The sequence below is a fragment of the Vibrio sp. DW001 genome, from assembly GCF_029016285.1.
Taxonomy (GTDB): Bacteria; Pseudomonadota; Gammaproteobacteria; order Enterobacterales; family Vibrionaceae; genus Vibrio.
In genome coordinates, this window is sequence record NZ_CP091975.1 from 3,454,914 (window position 1) to 3,478,924 (window position 24,011).

Consider the following 24,011-nt stretch of genomic DNA (forward strand, 5'->3'; position numbering starts at 1 on the left):
TTTCTATTGATTTTGATTACTGATCGCAAATACGTGTAAACACATTGAAATACCCTAAAATACTTGTTATAGATCCCCTTGTAGAACCCCTCATTCAAAAGGGGATCCGGAGGGATACAAAATGGCATATTTCAATATAGAGCGAAGAACCCTAAGTAATGGTGAGCCACGCTACAAAACCACAGTGTTTGTAAAGAAGAATGGGCGCATAGTACACCGTGAAAGCAAGACGTTCAAAAAAAAGGCTTTGGCTAATTCGTTTGGTAAAAACAAAGTGACCGATATTGAAGCCAATGGTTTAAACAGCGCGACCATTTGTACTATTGGTGAGTTAATCGATTTGTACATGAATGACAAAGACTTATACGACAAAGACGGTAGAACTAAGCGCTATTGCATCAAGCTTTTGCGTGATTGCCAGATATCTAAAATTATTACTAACGAGTTAAGAACCAGTGACCTAATAGAACATTGCCGAGATAGAAGAAGCTCCGGAGCAAAGCCTGCTACCCTTTCTCATGATATAAGCTACCTCAAAGCGGTTATGAAAAAAGCCCAGCCAGTATTCAACATTGACGCTCAAGTAAGTGTTTTTGATGAAGCCTTTACTGTATTGAAAGAAATGGAGCTGATTGGGAAAAGCGAAAAGCGCACCAGACGCCCAACTGATAATGAACTAGACAAACTAAGAGACGCTTTGGTTCAAAGAGAGCGGCACCATGCGAATACTATTCCTCTAACAGATATGCTCGATTTCAGCATTTTGAGTTGTATGCGAATCAGTGAAGTTTGCGGCCTAAAGTGGGAAGACTTAAACCAAGAACATAAAATCATTCTTGTGCGTGATAGGAAAGACCCACGAAAAAAACAGGGGAATCACATGATAGTCCCGTTACTTGGTGGCGCGTTCGACATTGTGATGAAGCAATCTCAACAAGGGGATCTTATCTTTCCACATAATCCGCGCAGTGTAACGGCCGCATTCCAGAGAGTGAGAAACAAATTAGGCATTGAAGATTTACGTTACCACGACTTAAGGCGAGAAGGAGCAAGTCGATTATTTGAAAAAGGCTACTCGATTGAAGAAGTAGCCCAAGTAACAGGACATCGAAATTTAAATACTTTGTGGACGGTATATACCCAGCTTTTTCCACACAAACTTCATGACAAATTTGATAATTGATACAGCAAGCACGGTTAGATGTACTGATTAATAGTCAATCTTACACATCAAATAGTAAGCCTAACTTTGTGAGGAGTTTTCGCATATATTATCTCATTACCCTTTTTGCCCTTTTTGTGCAATATCTAGCTTGTCAGTTACTAACTTTATTAGTTCTTTTGATTGTGGCAAAATTTCTTGAAGTACTCTTAACTCTTTGAGAAGGAACTTTTCAGCTTGAACATATTGCTCTAAAACCAAATATGAATTTCCAAGCCTGTAATATCGAGTTAGGTTATCCTCTAAACAAAAATCACTCTCAATTTCTACAATCTGAAAAGTTAATTTAGTAAGTTCAACTACCCTTTTAGCATTTAGCTTTTTATCTTTTTCCGCTGATAAGTAAAAATCTGCGAGGTGCGTAAATCCTGCACATGCCTTCCCAAAGCCTTTTTCTAGATTATATTGCAAAGGATCTTCAATATTATCATCTAAATCTAAAATCGCTCTTATCGTGAATTCTTGACCTTCAAATAGCGGTTTAATATTTTGAAGGCTATTATTAATTTCATCATCAAAACTAGTGGTAGCTGTTGAAACGCTAGAAAAAAAACAGAGTAATGTCGCAATAAATTTGTATTTCATTTAAATTTGATCTCGCTAATTATTATTAGATAATCGAATAGTCTAGGTTATTAAATAACCCTCTGGCTTGTGGGCAGAAGTCATAATGTTCAAACCTTAAGTTGAAAACCGACAGATCACATGATGAGTAACTCAGACTACAACCTCTGACAACAGCCAGTAACTCTACCCATGATGATAAATTGCCTATCTTGCATTTCACCTCGGGTTATCTCCCAAGTTTTGTATTTATCATTATCGCTCATCACTTGTACGCCGTCTTTAACGCGCTGTAACCGCTTGATAAACAACTCTCCTTCCCAATCAAATACATAAATTCCATCATTGACGAAGTTTTCAATGGCTTCAATTGCAACTAAAGAACCATCTTGCAAAGTAGGCACCATACTATCGCCTTGCATGTATAGCATTTTTGCCTTAATTGCACTGCTAATACCCAACACCAATCTAAGAGATTCACTTAACTCGACCACTCTACTCGGTTCGTATTCAACTAATGAACCTGCGCCTGCGGATGCAGCAACATCATACAGTCGAACTGCAATAGCATCTTTTCTTGAAGTTATTTTAACTTGCTCATAAATGCGCTCGGGGATTTTACCTCTGATTCTCCATCCTTGGATGGTATTAGCTGCTATTCCTAAAAAATCAGCTAAGTCTTTGTTTTTAGTGGTTCCAGTGGCAATTTTCAATTCATTTAATGCTTCATCAAATTTATCTGACACAAAAAATCCTTACAATAAGGTTGTATTAACCCTTAGTATAGAGTTATATTAATTACAACGGAGTTAAAATAACTCGCAAGTACTTAGAACTACTTACATCATACCGTAGGTATGAAATGAATTCAGGAGATATGTCATGAATACCGCATTCGCATTAATGGCCAGATTTGAAGGTACTGTCATTCCACTCAAAGACATTAGCGAGGAATTCTTAGGAATAACACCCAAAACAGCCAACGCCAGAGCCAATTCCAGACAGCTAGAAATCCCCGTATTTCAGTTACGCGAATCAACTAAAGCACCTTACTTGGTGAAAGTTGAGGATCTCGCACATTACATCGACCAATGCCACAAAGTAGCAAAAGAAGAATGGCACAGCGTGAGAGGTACAGCATGAACACACCAGTACACAGCATCAATATAGATTTTTCACATTCGAGTGAAGCAAAAGTTCTCTTGAAATGTGTGACCGCCGGAAAAGTTATTGCCGCGCATCGAGACTATCTCGAAGCCGTTCAAACACAGCTCATTGATGCTATCCAACTGCTAGAAAGCTTGGAAGCATAACGATGAGAATTCAAACCGATACCAACCTACTTTTCGATGATGAGCATCCAGAGTGTTTTTACATAATTAGCTCTGCTGAGGGCCAGTTATTCGCTTTTGTTCAGTGCCTTGATGTTGGGGGCAATAAAAAGCCAAGACCAAAACGCTATTGGGGCGCGTGGGATTGGGATGCGCCTGAGCAGTCCATAAAGCATATTTTAAAAAATGGTGGTAAATGGCCTCAACTATCAAGCAACGCTTAACCCGCTAACGAGCAAACGAATAACTACAAGGAAATCACTAATGGTCACTATCTCAATTGATATCAACACCTTTGAAGAAGCCTTGAATCTACAAAATGTTGCGTCTATCAGGCACAACGCACTATTAAAAGGCAATGCAGACAGTGTCAGCACTAGCCAAGCTTTAATCAGCCTAATGTGGAAGCAAATCTACGTTGAAGCAGGTGCCGCAATGGAAAGGTTACAAGCCGACCAAGAAGGCGACCCCGATTATCTGGATTAAGAGGGCTTTGTTATGGCAATCGCTCCTCCTATGGAATTGAAGTTAATGATTAAGCGCTTCCAGTATAAACACGCTAAATCAGAGCGTCGAAAAACGCTCATTATCCATCAGGCCAAGAAGCTAAAACGCTCGGTGAGGTGAATCATGTCCCGCAATAAAAAGTACGAATTAGCCCAACATGAGAAAGGACTCAAAAAGGTCACGGTATGGGTTCCGGTTGAGCGTGAGCCGGAATTTAAAATGCTTGCGTCGGCGTGTTGTGACCATCGGAATTTAACCTTTAACACCTTGCGCGATGTGCAATCAGGAAAGTTTGTTTCCTTAGAGCGTATATAGCGTTTTTGGCTCCCGTCACTGGTGACAGCATGAAGAAGAGGCATGAACAGACCCATGATAGTATCTAGCTTTCAAACACACTTTTACCCAACACTGCCTAAGTTTGTGGTGAGTGATATAAACAAAAAAGTTTATGCCCGTTCAAAGCGTGAAAACGCATCCCGTAGCAGTCTTGAATCCTTCGCGATGGAAACCACAAAGAAAAGCTTTCTGTCTGCCGATCATATCGAACGCCGCTACCCTTTTGCCAGTCGCCGAATTGATCGTAACGAATATCGCAAAATCACCCGTTACACCGAACGTAAAAAAAGGCGCATCGGTAAAATTCAAACCAGTATCAAATCCGACATGCACGCCTTGACGCACGACATTTTAATGCTTGATGAGAAGCGTAAAACGTTTGGTTTAACGCTTGTCACTCACCTACAAAAATTGATCCTTGAGTTTGATGGTGACGGCGATGAGCATCACCTTCGCTTACTGTGCCGAAAGCTGTCTAAATTAATAAGGCATTATCACATCACACCGCCTCGATTACCCAAGCGCCCTACTTTTGAACAGTACTTTACCGCTATCACTAAGATGACCACAGACGATTGGATAAACGACCGATTAGAGCGTTTAAAGTTCGAGTACATCGAGTATTCACAAATCTCTCTTGGTCGAGTGGGTAACAATGCCAATCAATCAAAGTACGTCAGCGCCATGACGCTCAATAACTTTCTAGAAGCGCAAGACAAACAAGCTAAGTTCTTAGCCGATTACTGTATCTACAATGCCGATGAAGACATCAGCGTTGATTTAGAAAATGTCTTCATGGCAAGCACATCGAACCCAGAGAACCGCCGTATTGAAATGATGGTAAGAAGTCGAGGCTTTGAAGAGCTGGCCGACGCTAAAGGTTATACCGCTGCTTTCATTACTTGGACGCTTGCCAGTCAGTACCACCGGAACAGTAAAAATTGGAATGGTGCCAACCCGAAGGAGGGACACCAAAACCTAATGAAACAGTGGTCACGAGCAAGGGCGATACTTGCTAAACAAGGTGTAGATTACTTCGGTTTTAGAGTGGCCGAGCCACACAAAGACGGAACCGCGCACGCGCACTATTTCTTGTTCTGCAAAGAAGAAGAAAAAGAACTCATTGTTTCCACACTGCGAGATATTGCCATTGAAGAAGATAAACAAGAGCTTTACTACAAGACGGTTAACGGGAAATCAGTTAAGCGAAATAAGCCGGTACTAAGGGCGCGTTTCGATTGCAAATTTTGCGACCCTTCCAAGGGTGGCGCAACGGCCTACATTGCTAAATACATAGCAAAAAATCTGAATGGATCACACATGTCCGAAAGCGACAAAAAGGCCGCGCAATCGGTGCGCGCTTGGGCTTCCCTTTGGCGTATTCGTCAGTTTCAGCAATTCGGTGGTGCGCCTGTTTCTATTTGGCGCGCACTGCGCAAAACCTCGGCCGAGGAAATCAAAGCACTAAAGTGTGATGAATTATCCGAGCTACACGGCCATGCGGATAAATCACGTTGGAAGGACTTTGTTCAAGGCATCGGTGACGCGCAAATTACCTATGAAGAGAAAGAGAACCGCTATTTTGAGACGGTAAAGAAAATCGTTGGGTTCTCCTTCATGCACCATTGCGTTAACACCATCAAAGCGCAGTGGGAAATCATTAGAAAATCCGATTTGAAAGCAACCCAAAAAAGGGACGGAGTCCCGTCTCGGAGCACTGAAAATAACTGTAACCCTGCTCCTAAAAAACCAATTTCACCGCTAGAAAAAGCCCTTATGGACTTAACCGGATGGAATATTAAACGGGTTCAATGTTTGGTTAAACCGCTAACACTGGGGATAAAGGTCACCATCGATGACATGACCACCGTTAGCATTCGAAATGGACGGTTAGCCGTGAGTTAAACGCGGCGGTAACACAATTTTAGCTGTTAATCCCAAACGGCCATCAAGCGAAGCAAGCCTGATTTGCTTGAAGGGCGTTTCAACAAACGAAGTGCGTTAGAGTTTTAAGAGGGGGAACCGATGTTAATCACCTGTCCAAAGTGTGAGAGCAAAGCACTAATAGCCACATCGAGAGCCATGACCAAGGACACCCGCGAGGCGTATTGCCAATGCCTAAATTTAAACTGTGGGGTAATTTTTGTGACCTACACGTCTGTGCATCGGATAATTGAGCCTGTTGGGGGGAAGCCTAACCCAGAACTCCAACCTGAATTGTGCAGGCCGGAGGACTTAGAGCAGATTGAGTTGTTTAGGTGATATAAAAAAACAGTTCTAATGCTGTTATAAAGGCCAGAGATCATTAGATAAAAGCTACTAATCTAAATACCTCTCACCTTCAAGAAACTATAACCAGAGATTAAAGTTCGACCTCATAATCCTCTTTATTTTTCACTTTCTGCAACAAATCGACGGTATGTTGAGAATATTTGTGCGCAAAGGACTTAGCGCCCGTCTTAATGGTTACGTGGTATCTATTATCGGTAGCTTTGATATTTACCCCTTTATCTTCCCATACAGTATTCAGTAAATTCTCTGCATAATTCCAATAACTACCCCCAAGTTTCTTAGCTACAGCTGTTAGAGTAAAATCGAAATTTGCATTAAACATCTGGGCGTCAGTAAGTTGAGTTATGCCAAATAATGTCGGTAATAATTCAGAGTTCTCTTCTATGTCTTGTAGCATTTGAAAATTAAAAGGCAACTCTTGTTTAGGCAAATTAGAGTTAACCAGTTGATAAGTTCGAGCTAATAACGATCTCATTAATCTTGGATTAACCGTTATTTCTGGAGTACATGACGATAAAGCATCAAAAATCCATTTAAATTCAGATGCATATATTACTTTTAAGCGAACACTGCGTGTGGCATCTATGGTAACTAATTGCTCTGTTGGCAGATCTTGTTTCGTCTCTGAATCAGAATCAAAGCACACCATATAAATATTGGGGATTAGCTCATTATTAGGAGCAAGTATTTCATCTATATCAGAAAGGATACCTTTGATATTCGAATCAGTGCCACTATAGCCAAAAAAGAATAGTGGATGTTCGGCAAAATACGTCAATAACTTCGCACTCAAATACTTTTTCCGCTTGTTAAAATCTGAGTAATCTTCTGAGGTCAAAATAACAGTGTCGTACTTTGACGAACACCCATGGATTTTGAGAATCTCACCATATGATGTGTAGTTTGCTCTTACTATTTCTTGCCCTACCACTTTATGGTAATCAGGGAATATCTTCTCTAATGCATTATCATAGTTGGTTGTAATGATTGAATGAGGTTTGACTTTTTTAAGTGACTCAATTTCAGCAGAGTAGGCGTTAGTTTCTATGTCAAAATTATCTGCTAGATTATTTATGTAAGATACTACCTCATACTTGATATAACTGTCTTTTGTGACTTCTGGCTCGAACATTTCATCGGGAAACCTTCCTTGCCCTTCTTCCCAAGCCCACTCCGAATAGAGGTCTGCAAAAACTGACGCTATTTTGGTATTATCTTTTTCATATTGTTGTTGGTAATAGGCGAAACGTTTCGTTATTAATGGGCAACGCTCTGCCAAGTCAAACATTAACTTATCCCAACAAGGCGCATCAAAGTACCTCTGTGACATGCCAGACCCTACGAATAAAATTGGTTGAACTTGTAGGTTTTCCATACATGATTGCATGTCGATTTTTATGGAGGCTTTATATTGTTCGTAATCCATTTAACGGTCCTATATAACCTAACGATTTAATTTATTCGCACCCTCATTAGGTATGCATAAAATATGAAATAGTTGTTGAATTGGAAGAACGTTCGCTTCCGGAGATAATATTACGAGGTGTAACCTTAAAGCACTTATTTATACTCGTTTTTTTTGGATCAAAAAAGTATGTTAAGACCTAAAATTAAATATTATCGTTCGCCTACTCATTAACTTAAAACACCCCAATCTCTTGAGACAAACCAGTTTGTTTGCCATGTAACAAACTCAATCGGATCAAAATTTTGATCTAAGAACTCCATTGCTACTATTTGGTCAGGCAAAAGCGACAAAACATGGTTTTTATTGTCACTTTCATAGTCCCATAGATGATAGCGGTCATCTTTATTATGTGCACGACGACTTGGACCAAAATCCATAGGAGCACATAAGCGGTGTAATTGCCTTCCATCCTCTTTTGAGAAAAATGTCATACTAATTTTTGATTTACTATGAATAGAATCAATAAATTGAGTTTTCTGCATAGCTTACTCCTTATATGCAACCAGAGTTACAATAAGACCATATTTATTAGATGGTTTTTGTGCACTTCCTCATATTTACCATGAGGACATAACAAATACATTTTGACCAAAATCGTCAATCTCTAGGTCTCCTTTTACTTCCTGTACGAAATCTAATCACCAGTCCAAATAACGTAAATTCGCATTTTTTAATAAAAACGAACGAATGCGATCCTGTCCGTTTTTCAAAACTCGCTTCAAGCCTTTATATATCAAGGTTTCGCGCGATTGTCGCTTGCGCCCCATTTTGCGCATAATTAACAGGTGCAATTGTAGCGCGGAGGGGTGGGTGAGTCCGAACGGGGCCTGCGCGCGCTGTTTGCGCGCAAAAAAGCGCACGAATGCGATCATCGCCGTTTTCAGCCATTCTCTATAAATCAGTTTTAGAAAGTCATTGAATATTCAGAAGATCACCGAGTTGTTACCGTCATTCTATCCGCGTCATTTAGAACTGAGGGAAAACGTATGTATGTAACGTGTCCGATTTGCTATTCCAAAGCGCACGTCATTAGCAAACAGAGACAAACAGCCAAGCAGAGCGAACATTTATGTCAGTGCTCTAACTTGAATTGCTCTTCTTCTTTCAAGGTATCTCTAAGCCTGATTGGAGGTATTAACCTTCCAAAGAAACCGGAGGCCACATGTTAGCTTGCCCTAACTGCGGTGCGAAATATCGAATCGTAACTTCGCGGATAATTTCCAATGAAGTAAGGGAATTTTGCTGCCATTGCACAACGTGCCAGGCACGATTTCGCCAGTACGCTGTATTTGAAGAATTTATTGTGGAGAATTCCAATAGCCAACCCCCTGATGAGCAGGCACAACCCGAAGTAGCAAAGAGACGAGAGAAGATTATTAGCATGCTGACCCCATCACAACGACCGCCGAGTGATGAGCCTGTAGGACCAGCGATGGTATTCAAGCAAACCGTTTGATAAGTAACAGACACAAAAAAGCCGCTCAGCGAGAGCGGCTTTAGAGTTTTCCAACAGAGGACTGTGAGATAAGAAACTGAAGAGGAAACCAAACTCACCCCGCCATAATACCCAACCCGCTGCCGCAATCTTGCTTATCACCTTCTAGAACCGCTATCTAGAATTCTATCCAGTGCATTTACGTCTTTTAAATCGGTTAAATAGAACCTCACGAAATAGATCCATTTAATAACCAACAGGACAACCCATGGACACAAACACAGATATTAAATTCCGCGCATACAAAGACGATAAGCAAAAACAATATGACACCCTTAACCAAGACGGGGGGTTTTATGTCGAGAGTTCACAGGCCAGAGGCGAACTCATCCGAATGAGAAAAACGGATGAATTTCTCAATCGCATCAACCTCGTTCTAGTGGTGCGAGATATGGACAATTCGATAGGCTTAGGCAGTGGCAAGCTCATTGCAGCACGTACCGATACTGCCAAGGGCGGAACACGCATACCGCGCAAAATAAACCCGAGCACTGGAATGCCTTATGAATGTAAACAAGTTAACTTTGATTCTGCTATCTCCTACGAAACGATGGATGCTTGGGCGCACCATGACGACTTTAACGACTGTTTTGAGCGTGAAATGCAAAAGCATGCGAACTTAGATTTAATCCGCGTCGGCTTTTTTGGTAAAGAGACCGCCGATGATTCCGACGAAGCACTTAACCCCAACGGCGAAGATGTAACAGAAGGTTGGATTCAAGCGTTAAGAGACCACAGAGAAGCGTCTATCCTAAGCCCAGAGAGCGAAGAGATACGCATCGGTGAAGATGGGCACTACGCAACCGTTAATGAAGCCGTGTCCGCTGTGAAGGCGAAAATAGCCCCCCGTCATCGTGACGTAAATGACCTCATTGTATTACTTGGCAGTGATTTAGTGGCTCATGATGCGGCAAGCTTCTATCAAAAACGTGTTGATCCTAAGCAACCCGTTCACCAAATAGAAATGCGACAAATCAAAGAGTCTTATGGTGCTATGCCTGCCTTTATGCCGTCCTGTTTTCCGGCACGGGGCATCATGGTGACCAGTTTTGACAACCTATCCATTTACTTCTTAGCCCGCGCCTTTAGACGTTCATTTGGAAGACGCAACGATAGACTCAACCGTCTAGAGAGCTTCGAATCAATGTCGTTGTGTTACATCATTGAGCAATTAGACAAAGCCGCTGCTATTGATTTTGACGCCGTAAAATTAAACAAGAGTGGTGTTTGGAAATAACCCCACGATTATCAACCGAAGAGCCGTAAGCCACTTAATAGCGCAGGCTCATTCCATACGATGAAGAGAACGACTTATGTTTATATCTGATCCTATCTGTATTTTGACCGCGGGCGTGTCCGTTGGTGGTAAAGAAATCAGCCAACAAATTATCGACGAAATGGCAGAAAGTTATAATCCAAGCGTTTATACCGCTCGCATAAATAAAGACCAAGAACGAAGAGGTGAAAAGCTCGGCTCTGTTGCTTCATTAGAAAAGCAGGGGAACAAGCTCTATGCGGTGCTAAAGCCTAACTCAAAGCTATTGCATACCGTTGAGCAGGGGCAACTACTACACGCTGCTTGTGAGTACATAGAGGAGTTTGCAGGCACAGGTAAAGCTTACTTAACAGGCCTAGCTTTAACGGATAATCCGGCCTCTTTGGGTACCACTCAAATTCACCTTTCAGCAACGTCGAACAACAGCGTTGTGAAGAAGAATTCATTCTATAAAAAAGATGATCAAATTAGCGTGTTAAAAAGCAAAATAACGACGTTATCGGCTCAACTCGACAGCCTAACCATACAGGCTAATGCACTCACCAATGAGTCAGACAAAGAAGAAGAGGAAGACATGTACCTTTGACCTTTCATAACGTCAAAATACAAAAAGGCCACTATTTCTAGTGGCCTTCTTTTTTGCATAAATATGCAATTGTAATGGCAGGGGTGGAGAGATTCGAACTCCCAACACGCGGATTTGGAATCCGCCAGACAAAAATCTAGGCACAAATATGTTGAATGAGCCGTTGCACGACTGAGTTAATCAACGTCCGTAGCATAATCTTTAGTATAGATATAATGAAAAAAAAGGGGACGCATAACTATTGTTAAGATACTTTAGGGTATAGCTTAAAGGGTTCTAGTGTCAGTTTAGCATCGAAATATAAATTGATATTCTTAGTCTGGATATATCAACTATACAAATCACGAGTAGAGGAATAACGATGGAAGCTAAAATAAGTACTATAAATTTAGGAGTAGCGGATTTAGAGCGTTCCTATGCCTTTTATCATACAGAATTAGGATTGCCGACAACACGCGAGCTTGATGAGGGCATTATACTTATCCAAACATCTGACACTTGCTTGGGGCTATATTTATTGGATGAGTTGAAGGAAAACGATTCTATTGGTTCTTCAGGAATAACTCTGGTTCACAACACAAAAAGAAAGGAAGAAGTTAATGAATTCCTTCTCAGAGCGGAAGCTGCTGGCGGGAAAATAGAACAACAAGCACAAGATGTTTTTTGGGGTGGTTATTGTGGTTGTTTCTCTGATCCTGATGGTTATATGTGGGAGATTACTTTTGAAGAAGGTTAAGAGCACACCTCTTACGTTAGCATAACAATTGATACTAATTTGAATCCATAACAATGTTACGAATAATTAGTCTAAACAAGCTTGGAGTATAAGTTTGTTAAAAACATAGCATCATGATCAAGAATTCTCATCACTAATGGTCAATATATGGATCTTTTTCAATAAACACATAAAAATCAACTCGCTAAAGATGAAAAAAACACCCTGAGGTGCTTCTATCTCAAAGAGTATATATTAGAAGGTTCCCTATAGATCCCCTCAATACGCCAATATCACTGTATATAAAGCCAGTATCACCAATCGAGCATAGGGGCAATGGAGAAGCGTGAACTAGCGTATTTACTGGGTTTATCGGTGTTCATAAAAATTTAGTCTCAAAATATACTGCGTAATAAGGCAACAGAGTATCTAACAATTACCTACTTTATCTCCTGTAGTGCTTTAAAGCCTTCTTTTAAAGTAGGACAACAGCAATCGATACCATTGAGGTACCAGACAACAAAACAGTGACTTAGGGTTCAAAGTAACGGTAATCGTTAAAAATAATGCGCGCATTATACACAGGGAAAGCAAAACACTGAAAAATAAAGCTCTAGCTAAATTATTTTACATAAAAGGAGTGGCAAAAATTGAATATCAAGGGGGACTTAACCAGCCAAATCCGGTCCCCCTTTCGGTACTCCTCGATATGTTTATGAAAGGCCCCGACTTATAGGACAAAACAGGACGCACCATACAGTATGTCATTAGAATTCTTAGAGACTGCGACATTGCAAAATTACAAAGCAATGAGCTTATGACGAGCGACTTGATAGAGCATTGCAGAAACAGAAAAGGCGCAGGTGCCGGACCTGTGACTATTTGTCATGGTATTGCTTACCTTCAGCTCTGTAATAAAAAAAGCGAAAACCGTTTTAATTGATATGGAGTGATTGGTAAAGTGAAAAAAAGGCACATCGGGAAGTCAAACTAACGTAAATTAAATCTTAGATATTATCTGTATCTCTAATTACTCTGAGTATACTTTTTTCATCAGAAGAGCTTGGATGTTCCTTATGGGAAGAGTTCTAATATCATCTTCCCTTCCGTTAATTGGAATTACACCACCTTCTCGGAGAGCCTTAGCAATCATTCCCATTGTTCCAAATGAAGCTATTATAATAGGGATGACTAACCACCCTGCCCCTCGCCAATAAAAAACATTTTATTAACCTTTTTTGTCATTTACACCCTAAATGCAATTGTAATGGCAGGGGTGGAGAGATTCGAACTCCCAACACGCGGATTTGGAATCCACTATGTCAAATTCAATTTAGTGTAGATGAATAATATTTAAAAAGAATCTAACTCTTCATCAGTAGGTAAATACAGTATCCATCCGGGAACGCTTTCTTCGTCGACATAGAGATTTAGTACTTGTTGAGCATCCGCCATAGAATTATCATCAAAATGAAAAGTAAAAGTATCGTCTCGATACGATGTCCCTGCAATAGCGTCTTTAGATAAGGTTACGTTACTAGCCTTAATTATTTGTTTGCTCGACACATCCTTTTCAAGGTAATTCATGGTGTCATTAAAAATACGGCGTGCATTAGGAGTACAACGGAGTGTCTTTATCGTATAGTTGCCCGGTTCTATATCGCTAAAAATCACATATTGGGCATCATAATCTGGATATAAAGTAAGAGTTAAGGGGGAGTTGTCATCACTTTCTTCACTAAACATTAAAAGTTGTAAGGTCTTACATGGGAAATTCTGCTGTGTAACTTCAAATGTGGTGAGTACAGCCAATGCTCCTTTTCCATTGGGCTCTTCAAGAGTATATATGTTTTTCTCTGTATGTGATGCGCATCCCGCTAGCGCTAAAATTGCTAAAAGTACCACTGCGTTTTTTTTCATAATTAGTTCTTATTTTATTGTTTTAATTGATTAAAACGACAGAATACTATTTTGATTTTTTTTAACAAGTATATGACTGGATAAGTTAGAACAAACCACAAAGACTTAAGAGGGTTTAAAGATTCATGTCGATGCAGGTGCGCACATAATCTGTTTCAAATTAGATGATGCTTAAAATCATATATGTAATAAATGAAAGTCTGCTTAAGGTTCAATGACCAAAATCATTAATACTACAGAGCACCGATAGATCCCTTCAATATGCCAAAGTTACGGTATATAAAGCCAGTACCACCAATCCAAGATGGGCGTAATGCAGACACGGGAACTAGCGTATTTACTGGGTTTATCGGTGTTTATAATGATTTAGTCTCAAAACATGTTGCGTAACAAGGCCTCAAACTAGCTACATTCTACCTGAATTACGTTCTGTAGCGCTCTTGAAAGTCCTCCAATTGGAAATACTACAATGATGAGTAGATTCGTCAACGACAAAGCAGCAATTCAAGGTTTAGAGTAACGGTAATCGTTACAAAGAGTTCACGTATAATACACAAGGAAGACAACATTCTAAAAAAAGCGTACGCTAAGTCATTCTTCTCAAATGTAATTTGGTTTTGCCACTAACGTCAGAGATCTAGAGAAAGTTAGCATTTTTACCTTAAATATTAATTTTGATTTTCGATTAACTTGATCCCTCATTACCTTTCGCTTAGGGTATGAATTGCTTTCCAAGTATTATGTTTGGAAAATTAGTGTATTATTATAAAAGTCCAGTTTTAAAGGTGGCTGATTTGGACATTATGTTACTTGAGCATGTATCAGGTATTTGTGAGGCTCGTGGGGTTAGATTTACACCCCAGAGAAAAAGAGTATTTGAACTGATTTGCACCAATAAAAGTGCATCAAGTGCTTACGATCTACTGGAACAACTAAAAGAGAGTGAACCTCAAGCTAAGCCACCAACAATATATAGAGCGCTAGATTTTTTGCTAGAACAAGGGTTCATCCATAAAGTTGAATCTAATAATAGCTTTATATCCTGTTGCTCATGTGGTCAAAATGAGCATTACTCCCAACTTCTAATTTGTGACCAGTGTGGTAATGTTGCTGAACTACAAGATGATAATCTGATGACCTTGCTTGCTGGCAATGCCGAAAAGCACGGGTTCAAAATAACAAATCATGTCCTTGAAACACACGGTACCTGTAAAGCGTGTCTTTCAATCATGAAACAATAAGAAAGAGTGTTATGCGCGCTGAATTTGTAAACCCGTTTTTAGCTTCTTTGATGAACGTATTAAAAACAATGGCCTCCCTAGAGCTGAAACCGCTAAAACCGAGAGTCAAAAAAGATGAAATCGCTCGTGGTGATGTATCTGGCCTGATTGGTATGGTAGGTGACAAAAGTAAAGGCTCGATGTCTATTACTTTTGATGAAGGTCTCGCACTAGAGATCATGCAGAATATGCTGGGTGAACGTCCAAACGGTATTAATGAAGAAGTCACTGATATGGTGGGTGAAATCACAAATATGGTTACTGGTGGAGCGAAACGAATTTTATCTGATAGTGGCTTTGAATTTGATATGGCGACCCCTATCGTTGTATCCGGTAAAGGGCATACTATTCGCCATAAATGCGACGGGGCAATAATTATAATGCCTTTCACCTCCGAATGGGGTAACGCGTTTATTGAGATCTGCTTTGAATAAAACTGATTTTTAAAACCACAAATAAAAAAGGTTGATGTGATACATCAACCTTTTTTTGTTTTTCAAGACGTAATACTTAAATAGCTTGCTCTTAATAAGCAGGACCAAGCTATTTAACATCTCATCTATTAAGCTTTGTACGTTTTAAATGCGTTAATTAGACCATTTGTTGAACTATCATGTGAATCGATTGGTGATTCATCGGCTAGTTCAGGCAGAATTTGGCTTGCTAACTGTTTACCAAGCTCGACGCCCCATTGGTCAAATGAGAAGATATTCCAAATAACACCCTGCACAAAGATTTTATGCTCATACATGGCAAGCAAGTTGCCTAATGTACGGGGAGTAATTTGCTTGACCAAGATAGAGTTGGTTGGTCTATTACCTTCAAACACTTTAAATGGTACAAGGTCTTTGACTTCTTCAGCTGTTTTACCTGCTGCAATAAATTCAGCTTCTACTTGTCCTTTACTCTTACCGAAAGCAAGCGCTTCCGTTTGAGCAAAGAAATTAGACATCAACTTCTGATGGTGATCACCGGCTGGATTGTGGCTGATTGCAGGCGCAATGAAATCACAAGGAATCAATTTAGTGCCTTGATGAATTAACTGATAAAACGCATGCTGTCCATTTGTACCAGGCTCACCCCAAATAATTGGGCCTGTTTGGTAATCAACAGCTTCGCCATTGCGATCCGTGTATTTACCATTAGACTCCATGTTACCTTGTTGAAAATAGGCCGCAAAGCGATGCATATATTGATCATAAGGTAAGATTGCTTCTGATTCTGCACCATGAAAATTATTGTACCAAAGGCCGATCAAAGCAAGAATAACGGGTACGTTTTTCTCAAATGCAGTGTCAGAAAAATGATTATCCATATCGTGAGCGCCTGCCAACAGCTCAATATAATTATCATAACCGACACAAAGTGCAATCGACATACCAATGGCTGACCAAAGTGAGTAACGACCACCAACCCAATCCCAAAATTCAAACATGTTTTCAGTATCAATTCCGAACTCTGCGACTGCTTTTCCATTTGTAGAAAGCGCTGCGAAATGTTTCGCTACGTGGGCTTCGTCACCTGCGGTGTCAAGGAACCAAGTACGTGCTGAGTGCGCGTTTGTCATCGTTTCTTGAGTAGTAAATGTTTTCGATGCAACCAAGAACAATGTTGTCTCAGGATTCACTTTTTTCAATGTTTCTACGATATGAGTACCATCAACATTCGAAACGAAGTGCATGTTTAAATGGTTTTTATAAGGTGTTAACGCTTCCGTTACCATATAAGGGCCAAGGTCCGAACCGCCGATACCAATGTTTACAACATCAGTAATCGCTTTGCCTGTATAGCCTTTCCAGTCACCTGAAATAACACGATCGGTAAAGCCTTCGATCTTTGTCAAGACCGCATTTACATCAGGCATGATATCTTTGCCTTCTAGCATGACTGGTTTGTTACTGCGGTTACGAAGAGCACAATGTAATACTGCGCGGCCTTCTGTTTGGTTGATTTTCTCACCCGAGAACATCGCGTCGATTGCTGCCTTCAGTTCTGTCTCATCGGCAAGAGCAAACAATTTTTCCATTGTCTCTTGATTGATTAAGTTTTTTGAATAATCAACCAGAATGTCGTCACCAAACTTAGTAGAAAAGTTTTCAAAACGATCTTCGTCTAATGCAAATAACGTATCAAGTTCCATATCTTGTGCTGATTCAAAATGCGTTGTTAAAGCTTTCCAAGCCTTTGTTTGCGTTGGATTAATATTTTTCAACATAGTCTCTGCCCCGATGCCACAGTAGGTTAAATTCAATTAAACGTAGACGAATTTCTACGATAACTGAATAGCCAAATTAAAAATAAAATTTTCTCGTTATTGAAAAATGAGCGTTTATTTCGATGAAAACTCGCTTTGAAAGCCGTATTTCAACGATCGACAGTCTCAATTGGCTCTTTTATTATAATTAGAGTGTGATTATGACGTAACTGCACAGATTTAGTATTGAGTTACATCAGTTCTCAATTTGATCACTAGTTTTACCTGTTCGGCGTTATAATTTAAAGTACTTTCTACAAAGTTGAGTAACTTTCCTATGTGGCAACAAGCGACGATTCACTTACCGCCTAAAAGCAGGGGTTTTCATCTCATTTCAGATGAAATCCAGCAAAACGTTCAAGAAATTTCGACCATATCAATAGGCCTTCTTCATCTGTTTATTCAACATACCTCCGCAAGTTTGACACTTAATGAAAATGCAGACCCAACGGTACGATCCGATATGGAAAGCCACTTTAATAAATTTGTGCCAGAAAGAGCGAGTTATTATCAACACATATATGAAGGAGATGATGATATGCCTGCACACATAAAAGCATCACTACTTGGTGCCAGTATTACCATCCCTATCAGTAATGGAAACTTGGCTCTGGGTACTTGGCAAGGTATCTATTTAGGAGAACACAGAGAGAATGGCGGTTCAAGAACCATCATCGCGACAATTTCTGGAGAATAACCGTAAACTCTATTCGTATCGGAGGTTCTATTGATGCCTCCGATTACATTAAAATGGTTGATTCACCATTACACGAAAAATATTATCTTCACTTCCCCATGCAACCTCAGTACGAACAACGATGCCCTCTACTTGAAAACGAATCGCACCACCGGCGCTCCATTTCATATCTTCATGCAGGGTCTTTAAGTCATATTCATCTGCTACTCGTCCTATATCCGTAAACGCGACCCATTGCCACCATGGCACATTATATAGGCTGAATACTGGCCATGAACCCAAGGGTTGCCATTCAGGCATCACTCTATATTCCGCGGTGTAACTGATAGCAGATCGGCCGTGAAAACGCCCGGCAGTAAAACTTCGCAATCGAAATAATCCACCAAGCTTTACACTTTCATATTCAGGAGGGCGTTGGCATTGATTGTTTGAACAATTATTCCATGTGGGGGTATCTGCCGTATAAACACTGAATGCCAGAACTTGCTTATTGAAAAAATCGTTTAGGGGGCCGATATCCCAGTACTGGCTATTATGTAAGGCCACTATCGCCCACTGGCTATCATTTTTGTATTCTGGAGAATAGGTTACTTCGATTTGCGTTCTAGACCCCTCTGTTGGGTTCCTATTGTCGTTCTGATTATTCCAATCAAATTCTAATTTAACTCCCCACGTTTCTTCGGCGCTTTGATCGTTTGTACTTAACTCTCTAGAGGCAAAAAAAGGTTGGATTTCAAATGAGCTAACACCACTTGTAAATGCGTTCGATCCTTTGACCTCTCGATTAGGCGTATAACCCGCTGCTACACCAAGGTTTTTACCTTCTCCCCACGGCAAAATATATCGAAAAGAAAAACGATACTTTTCTTCAATACCTGTTGTCTCTGTTACATCCACTGACGAGGAGTTATTGTTGCCTTGATCTCCAAGGTAATAATCGTAATCTACAAATTTACCATTATACAATTCAACGCCTAATAACCAGTTTCCAGGTGCCTGATAATTAGCAAGTGCCCCGTAAGTTACATAAGTATCTTTGTCAGAATAGAGCCCCATGACCAATAGACTCATCTGGGGTTGTAGAATACCCGTCGCTACACCAGCAACACCAACCGTATTACCCATGGAGTCTGAGGTGAAAAAGAAGGGAACAACAGCAGAATCTGGAACCCAATTTGGCCAGCCATTACTGTATGCTGGTGTACTGCATACCAATAAAATAAAAGATGAAATGAGGCTAACAAGGAGGATTAAAGCTTTCATTCATTTCGCTCAGTGAGATATTGCATCTCAACTCGAGGGGTTAACTTAGTAACCAGTTCATAGGCGATAGTACCAATATGTTTCGCGACGTTTTCCACTGGCAGTGGCGCTCCCCATAGAATAACCTCATCGCCTACACGATCTACTGCTTCTGGCCCAAGATCGACAGTAAGCATATCCATTGATACTCGTCCCGCAATAGGCGCTATTCTACCGTTAACCCAAACGGGTGTTCCATACGGAGCCGTTCTGGGGTAACCATCACCGTATCCGATTGCGACAACCCCGATCTTAGTATCACGTTTGCTGGTCCAGATAGCACCGTAGCCCACGCTTTCACCTGCCTTGACGTCTCGTACAGCAATTAAGCATGATTTAAGGGTCATAACAGGCTTGCAGTGGTAATCTGTCGCGTCATCGTCTGAGAACGGTGACACGCCATACATAATAATCCCGGAGCGGTTCCATTCTAAGCGACTTTCAGGCCACACAAGAATACCCGCTGACGCCGCGATCGAGCGTTCACCTTCATACGGTTCGGTTAATTCTAGAAATAATTTAGTTTGCTCTAACGTGACTGAGCTTTGTTGTTCATCAGCGCAGGCAAAATGGCTCATAAAACGAATCGGCTTGGCAATATTATCGCAACGATTAATTCGATCAACAAAGTCAGAAAAATGCTCTGGTCTAACACCAAGTCGGTGCATACCACTATCAAGCTTAACCCATACTTTGACTGGCGTTTCGAGTGTTGCCTGCTCTAAAGCCTCAAGTTGTTCAATACTATGAACCGCGGTCTGAATATTATTCGTCGTCAAAATAGGCAAATCAAGAGAGGAGTAGAACCCCTCTAAAAGCAGGATAGGTTTTACTATCCCTCCCGCCCTTAATTGCAGAGCTTCTTCTATGCGGGCGACACCGAACGCGTCCGCGCTGTCTGAGTTTTGAGCGATTTTCAATAAGCCATGACCATAGCCATTAGCCTTAACTACAGCCAATAACTTACTGTTAGGCGATTTTTGACGAATAATATCTAGGTTGTGTCTAAGTGCTTGTAAATCAATAATGGCAGTGGCTGCTTTCATATAGCTCATGAACTATAACCTTATTATTCGTCGTCAAATGCAGGGCCTGCATAGTTATCAAATCGAGAATATTGACCTTGAAAGGTAAGTCGAACAGAGCCGATTGGTCCGTTACGTTGCTTACCAAGAATAATCTCAGCAATACCTTTCATCGTACTATCTGGATGGTAGACCTCATCCCTATAGATAAACATAATCAAGTCGGCATCCTGCTCGATGGAACCCGATTCACGTAAATCGGAGTTTACTGGTCGTTTATCGGCACGTTGCTCTAGGGAACGGTTTAACTGCGAAAGCGCAACAACCGGGACATTCAGTTCTTTAGCCAAGGCTTTAAGCGAGCGTGAAATTTCTGCAATTTCTAACGTACGATTCTCGCTAATAGAAGGGACACGCATTAATTGAAGGTAATCTATCATTATCATGCTTAAGCCTCCATGTTCACGTGCCACTCGTCTTGCACGCGAACGAAGTTCGGTCGGTGTTAGACCTGAACTATCGTCAATCAACATATTTTTCTTCTCCATTAGAATGCCCATGGAAGAAGAAATACGAGCCCAGTCTTCATCATCTAACTGACCCGTGCGAATCTTGGTTTGATCAACTCGAGAAAGTGAAGCAAGCATACGCATCATTAGCTGTTCTGCAGGCATCTCTAATGAGAATATAAGTACTGGTTTATCTTGAGACATTGCTGCGTTTTCACACAGGTTCATTGCAAACGTCGTTTTCCCCATAGACGGACGAGCTGCAACGATGATTAAGTCGGAACCTTGTAAGCCAGCTGTCTTTTTATTGAGGTCAGCAAAACCCGTATTTAACCCAGTAACACCATCTTGAGGTGACTTGTAAAGTATCTCAATACGTTCAAGCGTTTTTTCCAAGATGGAATCCACACTTTGAGGACCTTCATTTTCACCTGTTCTTTCTTCGGCAATGGCAAATACTTTACTTTCTGCAAGGTCGAGCAAATCTTCAGATGTTCTACCTTGAGGATCATAGCCCGCATCCGCAATTTCATTCGCAACACCAATAAGGTTACGAACTAATGCTCTCTCGGCAACGATATCTGCATAAGCATTAATGTTCGCTGCACTTGGCGTATTTTTGGCAAGATCCGCTAGGTAAGCAAAACCGCCAACCTCTTCAAGCTGTTCTCTTTGCTCTAGGAACTCAGATAGCGTAATAAGATCTAATGGGTTGCTATCTTCTAATATCGCTTTAACACCTTCAAAAATATGACGATGCGGTCGACTATAAAAATCTTTTGCTACCACTCTTTCTGAGACAGTATCCCAACGTTCATTATCCAGAAGCAATCCCCCTATCACTGACTGCTCAGCTTCCAGAGAATGAGGTGGAACCTTAATTGCGTCTACTTGGGTGTCGGCAATATTTTTGTTTCGGATTTCGACCATGGTGATACTCAATAACTAGTTATAGCGCCACATTATAGCGGTATTCCATCATTTGTAATCCCCAAATAGAAAAAACGAGAATTAACATCGCCTTGACGAATAGATATGCTACATACTTATACTATTGTGCCCATTCTATCAGCGAGCGTGTTTCGTGTATTTTAGGTTATTCCCACCATGCATCCGGATTGCTAACGGATTGATAAGTTGCGGATTGATAGTGAGCGGACTGTTTTTCAGCACATCAACGTTGGCAGAAGATAGCCTTGATGACAACCACGAAAGCTCGCCATTAAAATCAGAGATTGAATTTGGTTATCAGTCCCATACAGGGAATACTGATTCCCAAGCATTGAATTCACGTGTGGATGCAGAATACACCTCTGGCCGTCACCGACATTCTGGCGAGTTTAAACTGCATAAACTAGACAAAAATGGAGAAGAGGATAAATTTCAACTGACATTTGAAGCACAAAGTGACTACAAATTAGGCACAGGCATTTATCTGTATGGCGGGTTCAAAGGCATTGACTCTAGGCACAGCGCCTATTACAAAGATTACACCTTATCGGGAGGCCTCGGTTATCAGGTCGCAAACTCAAAAGATTTATTGGTTGAAATAGAGCTTGGGCCGGGTTACCGATATCAGGAACCGAATCTAGATGAGCTCGACGATGATGACATAATCTTCCCAAATATTGTCCAAGAACCTATTTTTAGAGGGCAATTCAGCTCCAACTGGCAAATAATCGATAGCTTTTCCCTTTCAGCTAAGATCACATTAACGACGGGGGAAAGTAACTCTAAAGTGGATACGGAGTTGAGTGCGATCAACAATATTACTGATGATATTGCTTTAAAAATCGTTCATGAAAAGCAATCCCATAGCAAAGTACCTAATGGTTTAAGCGATACAGAGTCCAGCTTATCGGTAAACTTATTATTTATTTTCTAAACGCTGAATAACAAACATAAAAAAACACCAGCCAATGGCTGGTGTTTTTTCGTCGTCATCTGGTACTGAAATTACTCAGCAGCAACAACTTGTAGTGTAACTGTAGCAAATACTTCTGAATGAAGTTGGATGCTAACGTCAAACTCACCAGTGTTACGAAGAGCGCCTTCAGGAAGACGAACTTCACTTTTAGCGACTTCAACGCCTGCCGCAGTAATTGCGTCAGCGATGTCACGAGTACCGATAGAACCGAATAGTTTGCCTTCGTCACCAGCTTTAGATGCGATAACAACCGCTTCTAGAGCATTAACTGTCTCAGCACGAGCTTCTGAAGCAGATAACTGCTCAGCAACTTTAGCTTCAAGTTCAGCACGACGAGCTTCGAACATTTCAATGTTAGACTTAGTCGCCATAACTGCTTTATTCTGTGGAATAAGGAAGTTACGAGCATAACCAGATTTAACATTAACTGTATCGCCAAGGCTACCTAGGTTACCGATTTTATCAAGTAGAATAACTTGCATTGTTTAATCCTCTCTCTTAATAAAACGTACCGATTACTGATGCTTATCAGTATAAGGTAGTAGTGCTAGGTAGCGCGCACGCTTAATAGCGCGAGCTAATTGACGCTGATATTTTGCGCTTGTACCAGTAATACGACTAGGTACAATTTTACCAGCTTCAGTGATGTAATTTTTAAGAGTTGCTACGTCTTTGTAATCAATCTCTTGTACGCCTTCTGCAGTAAAACGGCAGAATTTACGACGACGGAAGAAACGAGCCATGGGCTATCTCCTGATCTTAAATTTTTGATTAAGTATGTTGAGTAATTATTAACGACCTAAGGTCAATAATAATTACTCAGCTGCTTCTGGCTTAGCTTCTGTACGCTCTTCACGGTCATCACGACGTGGAGCACGTTCATCATCACGACGTGGAGCACGTTCTGCACGCTCTTCACGTTGTTTAAGCATAATAGACTGCTCAGTAACTGCAGCTTTAGTACGCATGATCATGTTACGTAGAACTGCATCGTTAAAACGGAAAGCAGTTTCTAGTTCGTCAATCACATCTTGACCAGCTTCTACGTTCATAAGAACGTAATGAGCTTTATGAAGCTTGTTGATTGGGTATGCCATTTGACGACGACCCCAGTCTTCTAAACGGTGAACAGTACCGCCAGCTTCAGTGATAGAACCAGTGTAACGCTCGATCATGCCAGCAACTTGCTCGCTTTGATCAGGGTGCACCATGAATACGATTTCGTAATTTCGCATGTTTGCTCCTCACGGATTAGTAGCTTCCACAAATGGCCCGGTCGTCCAAGGGAAGCAAGGAACTAGTATA

28 protein-coding genes and 1 pseudogene are annotated in these 24,011 nt (G+C 40.8%); 17 read left to right on the plus strand and 12 right to left on the minus strand.

The window, feature by feature from the left end; genetic code table 11:
- The first annotated feature begins 121 nt into the window (after positions 1–121).
- Positions 122–1,183, plus strand: coding sequence for a site-specific integrase (locus L3V77_RS15725; RefSeq protein ID WP_275134971.1), 1,062 nt, complete (start codon positions 122–124; stop codon positions 1,181–1,183).
- Between the two features lie 96 nt (positions 1,184–1,279).
- Here the strand turns inward: L3V77_RS15725 and L3V77_RS15730 are convergent, their stop codons facing one another.
- Entirely contained in the window at positions 1,280–1,807 is a 528-nt protein-coding gene (locus L3V77_RS15730; RefSeq protein ID WP_275134972.1) for a hypothetical protein, read from the minus strand.
- 137 nt (positions 1,808–1,944) lie between these two features.
- Positions 1,945–2,532: a S24 family peptidase gene (locus tag L3V77_RS15735; RefSeq protein WP_275134973.1), complete on the minus strand. Its 588-nt coding sequence runs from the start codon at positions 2,530–2,532 to the stop codon at positions 1,945–1,947.
- 136 nt (positions 2,533–2,668) lie between these two features.
- On the opposite strand from L3V77_RS15735, the gene L3V77_RS15740 reads away from it, so the two are divergent.
- The 7 genes from L3V77_RS15740 (at position 2,669) to L3V77_RS15770 (ending at position 6,222) form a co-directional block, all read left to right on the plus strand.
- Positions 2,669–2,929, plus strand: coding sequence for a pyocin activator PrtN family protein (locus L3V77_RS15740; RefSeq protein ID WP_275134974.1), 261 nt, complete (start codon positions 2,669–2,671; stop codon positions 2,927–2,929).
- Positions 2,926–3,099: a hypothetical protein gene (locus tag L3V77_RS15745; protein ID WP_275134975.1), complete on the plus strand. Its 174-nt coding sequence runs from the start codon at positions 2,926–2,928 to the stop codon at positions 3,097–3,099. The genes L3V77_RS15740 and L3V77_RS15745 overlap by 4 nt, the downstream gene beginning before the upstream one ends.
- 2 nt (positions 3,100–3,101) lie before the next feature.
- Positions 3,102–3,341: a hypothetical protein gene (locus L3V77_RS15750; RefSeq protein ID WP_275134976.1), complete on the plus strand. Its 240-nt coding sequence runs from the start codon at positions 3,102–3,104 to the stop codon at positions 3,339–3,341.
- 40 nt (positions 3,342–3,381) lie between these two features.
- Positions 3,382–3,603 carry a hypothetical protein gene (locus L3V77_RS15755; protein ID WP_275134977.1) on the plus strand — a complete coding sequence of 74 codons (222 nt, stop codon included), beginning with the start codon at positions 3,382–3,384 and terminating at the stop codon, positions 3,601–3,603.
- A 144-nt stretch (positions 3,604–3,747) separates the two neighbouring features.
- On the plus strand, positions 3,748–3,939 hold the full coding sequence (locus tag L3V77_RS15760; RefSeq protein ID WP_275134978.1) for a hypothetical protein: 192 nt from the start codon (positions 3,748–3,750) through the stop codon (positions 3,937–3,939).
- Positions 3,940–3,981: 42 nt separating this feature from the next.
- Positions 3,982–5,865, plus strand: a complete 1,884-nt coding sequence (locus L3V77_RS15765) for a replication endonuclease (RefSeq protein ID WP_275134979.1) — start codon at positions 3,982–3,984, stop codon at positions 5,863–5,865.
- A gap of 120 nt (positions 5,866–5,985) precedes the next feature.
- A complete protein-coding gene (locus tag L3V77_RS15770) occupies positions 5,986–6,222 on the plus strand; it encodes an ogr/Delta-like zinc finger family protein (RefSeq protein ID WP_275134980.1) in 237 nt (78 codons plus the stop codon).
- A gap of 100 nt (positions 6,223–6,322) precedes the next feature.
- On the opposite strand, the gene L3V77_RS15775 is transcribed toward L3V77_RS15770, so the two are convergent.
- Both L3V77_RS15775 and L3V77_RS15780 read right to left on the minus strand, forming a co-directional pair.
- A complete protein-coding gene (locus L3V77_RS15775; protein WP_275134981.1) occupies positions 6,323–7,678 on the minus strand; it encodes an SIR2 family protein in 1,356 nt (451 codons plus the stop codon).
- Positions 7,679–7,887: 209 nt separating this feature from the next.
- Positions 7,888–8,202: a hypothetical protein gene (locus L3V77_RS15780; RefSeq protein WP_275134982.1), complete on the minus strand. Its 315-nt coding sequence runs from the start codon at positions 8,200–8,202 to the stop codon at positions 7,888–7,890.
- A 504-nt stretch (positions 8,203–8,706) separates the two neighbouring features.
- Here L3V77_RS15780 and L3V77_RS15785 point away from each other — a divergent pair.
- The 5 genes and pseudogenes from L3V77_RS15785 (at position 8,707) to L3V77_RS15805 (ending at position 11,813) form a co-directional block, all read left to right on the plus strand.
- Positions 8,707–8,889, plus strand: a complete 183-nt coding sequence (locus tag L3V77_RS15785) for an ogr/Delta-like zinc finger family protein (protein ID WP_275134983.1) — start codon at positions 8,707–8,709, stop codon at positions 8,887–8,889.
- A gap of 134 nt (positions 8,890–9,023) precedes the next feature.
- Positions 9,024–9,176 (plus strand): hypothetical protein, encoded by a 153-nt coding sequence (locus tag L3V77_RS15790; RefSeq protein WP_275134984.1) that lies wholly within the window; start codon positions 9,024–9,026, stop codon positions 9,174–9,176.
- Positions 9,177–9,423: 247 nt separating this feature from the next.
- Positions 9,424–10,452: a P2 family phage major capsid protein gene (locus L3V77_RS15795; protein ID WP_275134985.1), complete on the plus strand. Its 1,029-nt coding sequence runs from the start codon at positions 9,424–9,426 to the stop codon at positions 10,450–10,452.
- Between the two features lie 76 nt (positions 10,453–10,528).
- A pseudogene (locus tag L3V77_RS15800) lies at positions 10,529–10,903 on the plus strand (GPO family capsid scaffolding protein); the annotation flags it as partial.
- A gap of 535 nt (positions 10,904–11,438) precedes the next feature.
- Positions 11,439–11,813, plus strand: coding sequence for a VOC family protein (locus L3V77_RS15805; protein WP_275134986.1), 375 nt, complete (start codon positions 11,439–11,441; stop codon positions 11,811–11,813).
- Between the two features lie 1,332 nt (positions 11,814–13,145).
- On the opposite strand, the gene L3V77_RS15815 is transcribed toward L3V77_RS15805, so the two are convergent.
- Positions 13,146–13,712, minus strand: coding sequence for a hypothetical protein (locus tag L3V77_RS15815; protein ID WP_275134987.1), 567 nt, complete (start codon positions 13,710–13,712; stop codon positions 13,146–13,148).
- A 740-nt stretch (positions 13,713–14,452) separates the two neighbouring features.
- Between L3V77_RS15815 and zur the strand changes: the two genes are divergently transcribed.
- Positions 14,453–14,953, plus strand: coding sequence for a zinc uptake transcriptional repressor Zur (gene zur, locus L3V77_RS15820; protein WP_195704498.1), 501 nt, complete (start codon positions 14,453–14,455; stop codon positions 14,951–14,953).
- Positions 14,954–14,964: 11 nt separating this feature from the next.
- Positions 14,965–15,426 (plus strand): chemotaxis protein CheX, encoded by a 462-nt coding sequence (locus L3V77_RS15825; protein ID WP_195704499.1) that lies wholly within the window; start codon positions 14,965–14,967, stop codon positions 15,424–15,426.
- A gap of 128 nt (positions 15,427–15,554) precedes the next feature.
- Here the strand turns inward: L3V77_RS15825 and pgi are convergent, their stop codons facing one another.
- Positions 15,555–17,207 (minus strand): glucose-6-phosphate isomerase, encoded by a 1,653-nt coding sequence (gene pgi, locus L3V77_RS15830; RefSeq protein WP_275134988.1) that lies wholly within the window; start codon positions 17,205–17,207, stop codon positions 15,555–15,557.
- A 316-nt stretch (positions 17,208–17,523) separates the two neighbouring features.
- Here pgi and L3V77_RS15835 point away from each other — a divergent pair, with 316 nt between their 5' ends.
- Complete coding sequence (locus L3V77_RS15835) at positions 17,524–17,943, plus strand: secondary thiamine-phosphate synthase enzyme YjbQ (protein WP_275134989.1); 420 nt, start codon at positions 17,524–17,526, stop codon at positions 17,941–17,943.
- Positions 17,944–17,991: 48 nt separating this feature from the next.
- Here L3V77_RS15835 and L3V77_RS15840 read toward each other — a convergent pair whose 3' ends face one another.
- Genes L3V77_RS15840 through L3V77_RS15850 form a run of 3 tightly spaced genes read right to left on the minus strand, consistent with a single transcriptional unit; the run spans position 17,992 to position 21,709 of the window.
- A complete protein-coding gene (locus L3V77_RS15840) occupies positions 17,992–19,206 on the minus strand; it encodes a BamA/TamA family outer membrane protein (protein ID WP_275134990.1) in 1,215 nt (404 codons plus the stop codon).
- Positions 19,203–20,300 carry an alanine racemase gene (gene alr / locus L3V77_RS15845; RefSeq protein ID WP_275134991.1) on the minus strand — a complete coding sequence of 366 codons (1,098 nt, stop codon included), beginning with the start codon at positions 20,298–20,300 and terminating at the stop codon, positions 19,203–19,205. The genes L3V77_RS15840 and alr overlap by 4 nt, the downstream gene beginning before the upstream one ends.
- Positions 20,301–20,314: 14 nt before the next feature.
- Positions 20,315–21,709, minus strand: coding sequence for a replicative DNA helicase (locus L3V77_RS15850; RefSeq protein ID WP_195704504.1), 1,395 nt, complete (start codon positions 21,707–21,709; stop codon positions 20,315–20,317).
- A gap of 229 nt (positions 21,710–21,938) precedes the next feature.
- Between L3V77_RS15850 and L3V77_RS15855 the strand changes: the two genes are divergently transcribed.
- Positions 21,939–22,664 (plus strand): DUF481 domain-containing protein, encoded by a 726-nt coding sequence (locus tag L3V77_RS15855; protein WP_275136796.1) that lies wholly within the window; start codon positions 21,939–21,941, stop codon positions 22,662–22,664.
- A gap of 71 nt (positions 22,665–22,735) precedes the next feature.
- On the opposite strand, the gene rplI is transcribed toward L3V77_RS15855, so the two are convergent.
- From rplI to rpsF, 3 genes are all read right to left on the minus strand, one after another.
- A complete protein-coding gene (gene rplI, locus L3V77_RS15860; RefSeq protein WP_275134992.1) occupies positions 22,736–23,188 on the minus strand; it encodes a 50S ribosomal protein L9 in 453 nt (150 codons plus the stop codon).
- Positions 23,189–23,221: 33 nt separating this feature from the next.
- Positions 23,222–23,449, minus strand: a complete 228-nt coding sequence (rpsR, locus tag L3V77_RS15865; protein ID WP_000090471.1) for a 30S ribosomal protein S18 — start codon at positions 23,447–23,449, stop codon at positions 23,222–23,224.
- Between the two features lie 72 nt (positions 23,450–23,521).
- Positions 23,522–23,941 carry a 30S ribosomal protein S6 gene (gene rpsF, locus L3V77_RS15870; protein WP_195704507.1) on the minus strand — a complete coding sequence of 140 codons (420 nt, stop codon included), beginning with the start codon at positions 23,939–23,941 and terminating at the stop codon, positions 23,522–23,524.
- Positions 23,942–24,011 lie beyond the last annotated feature (70 nt).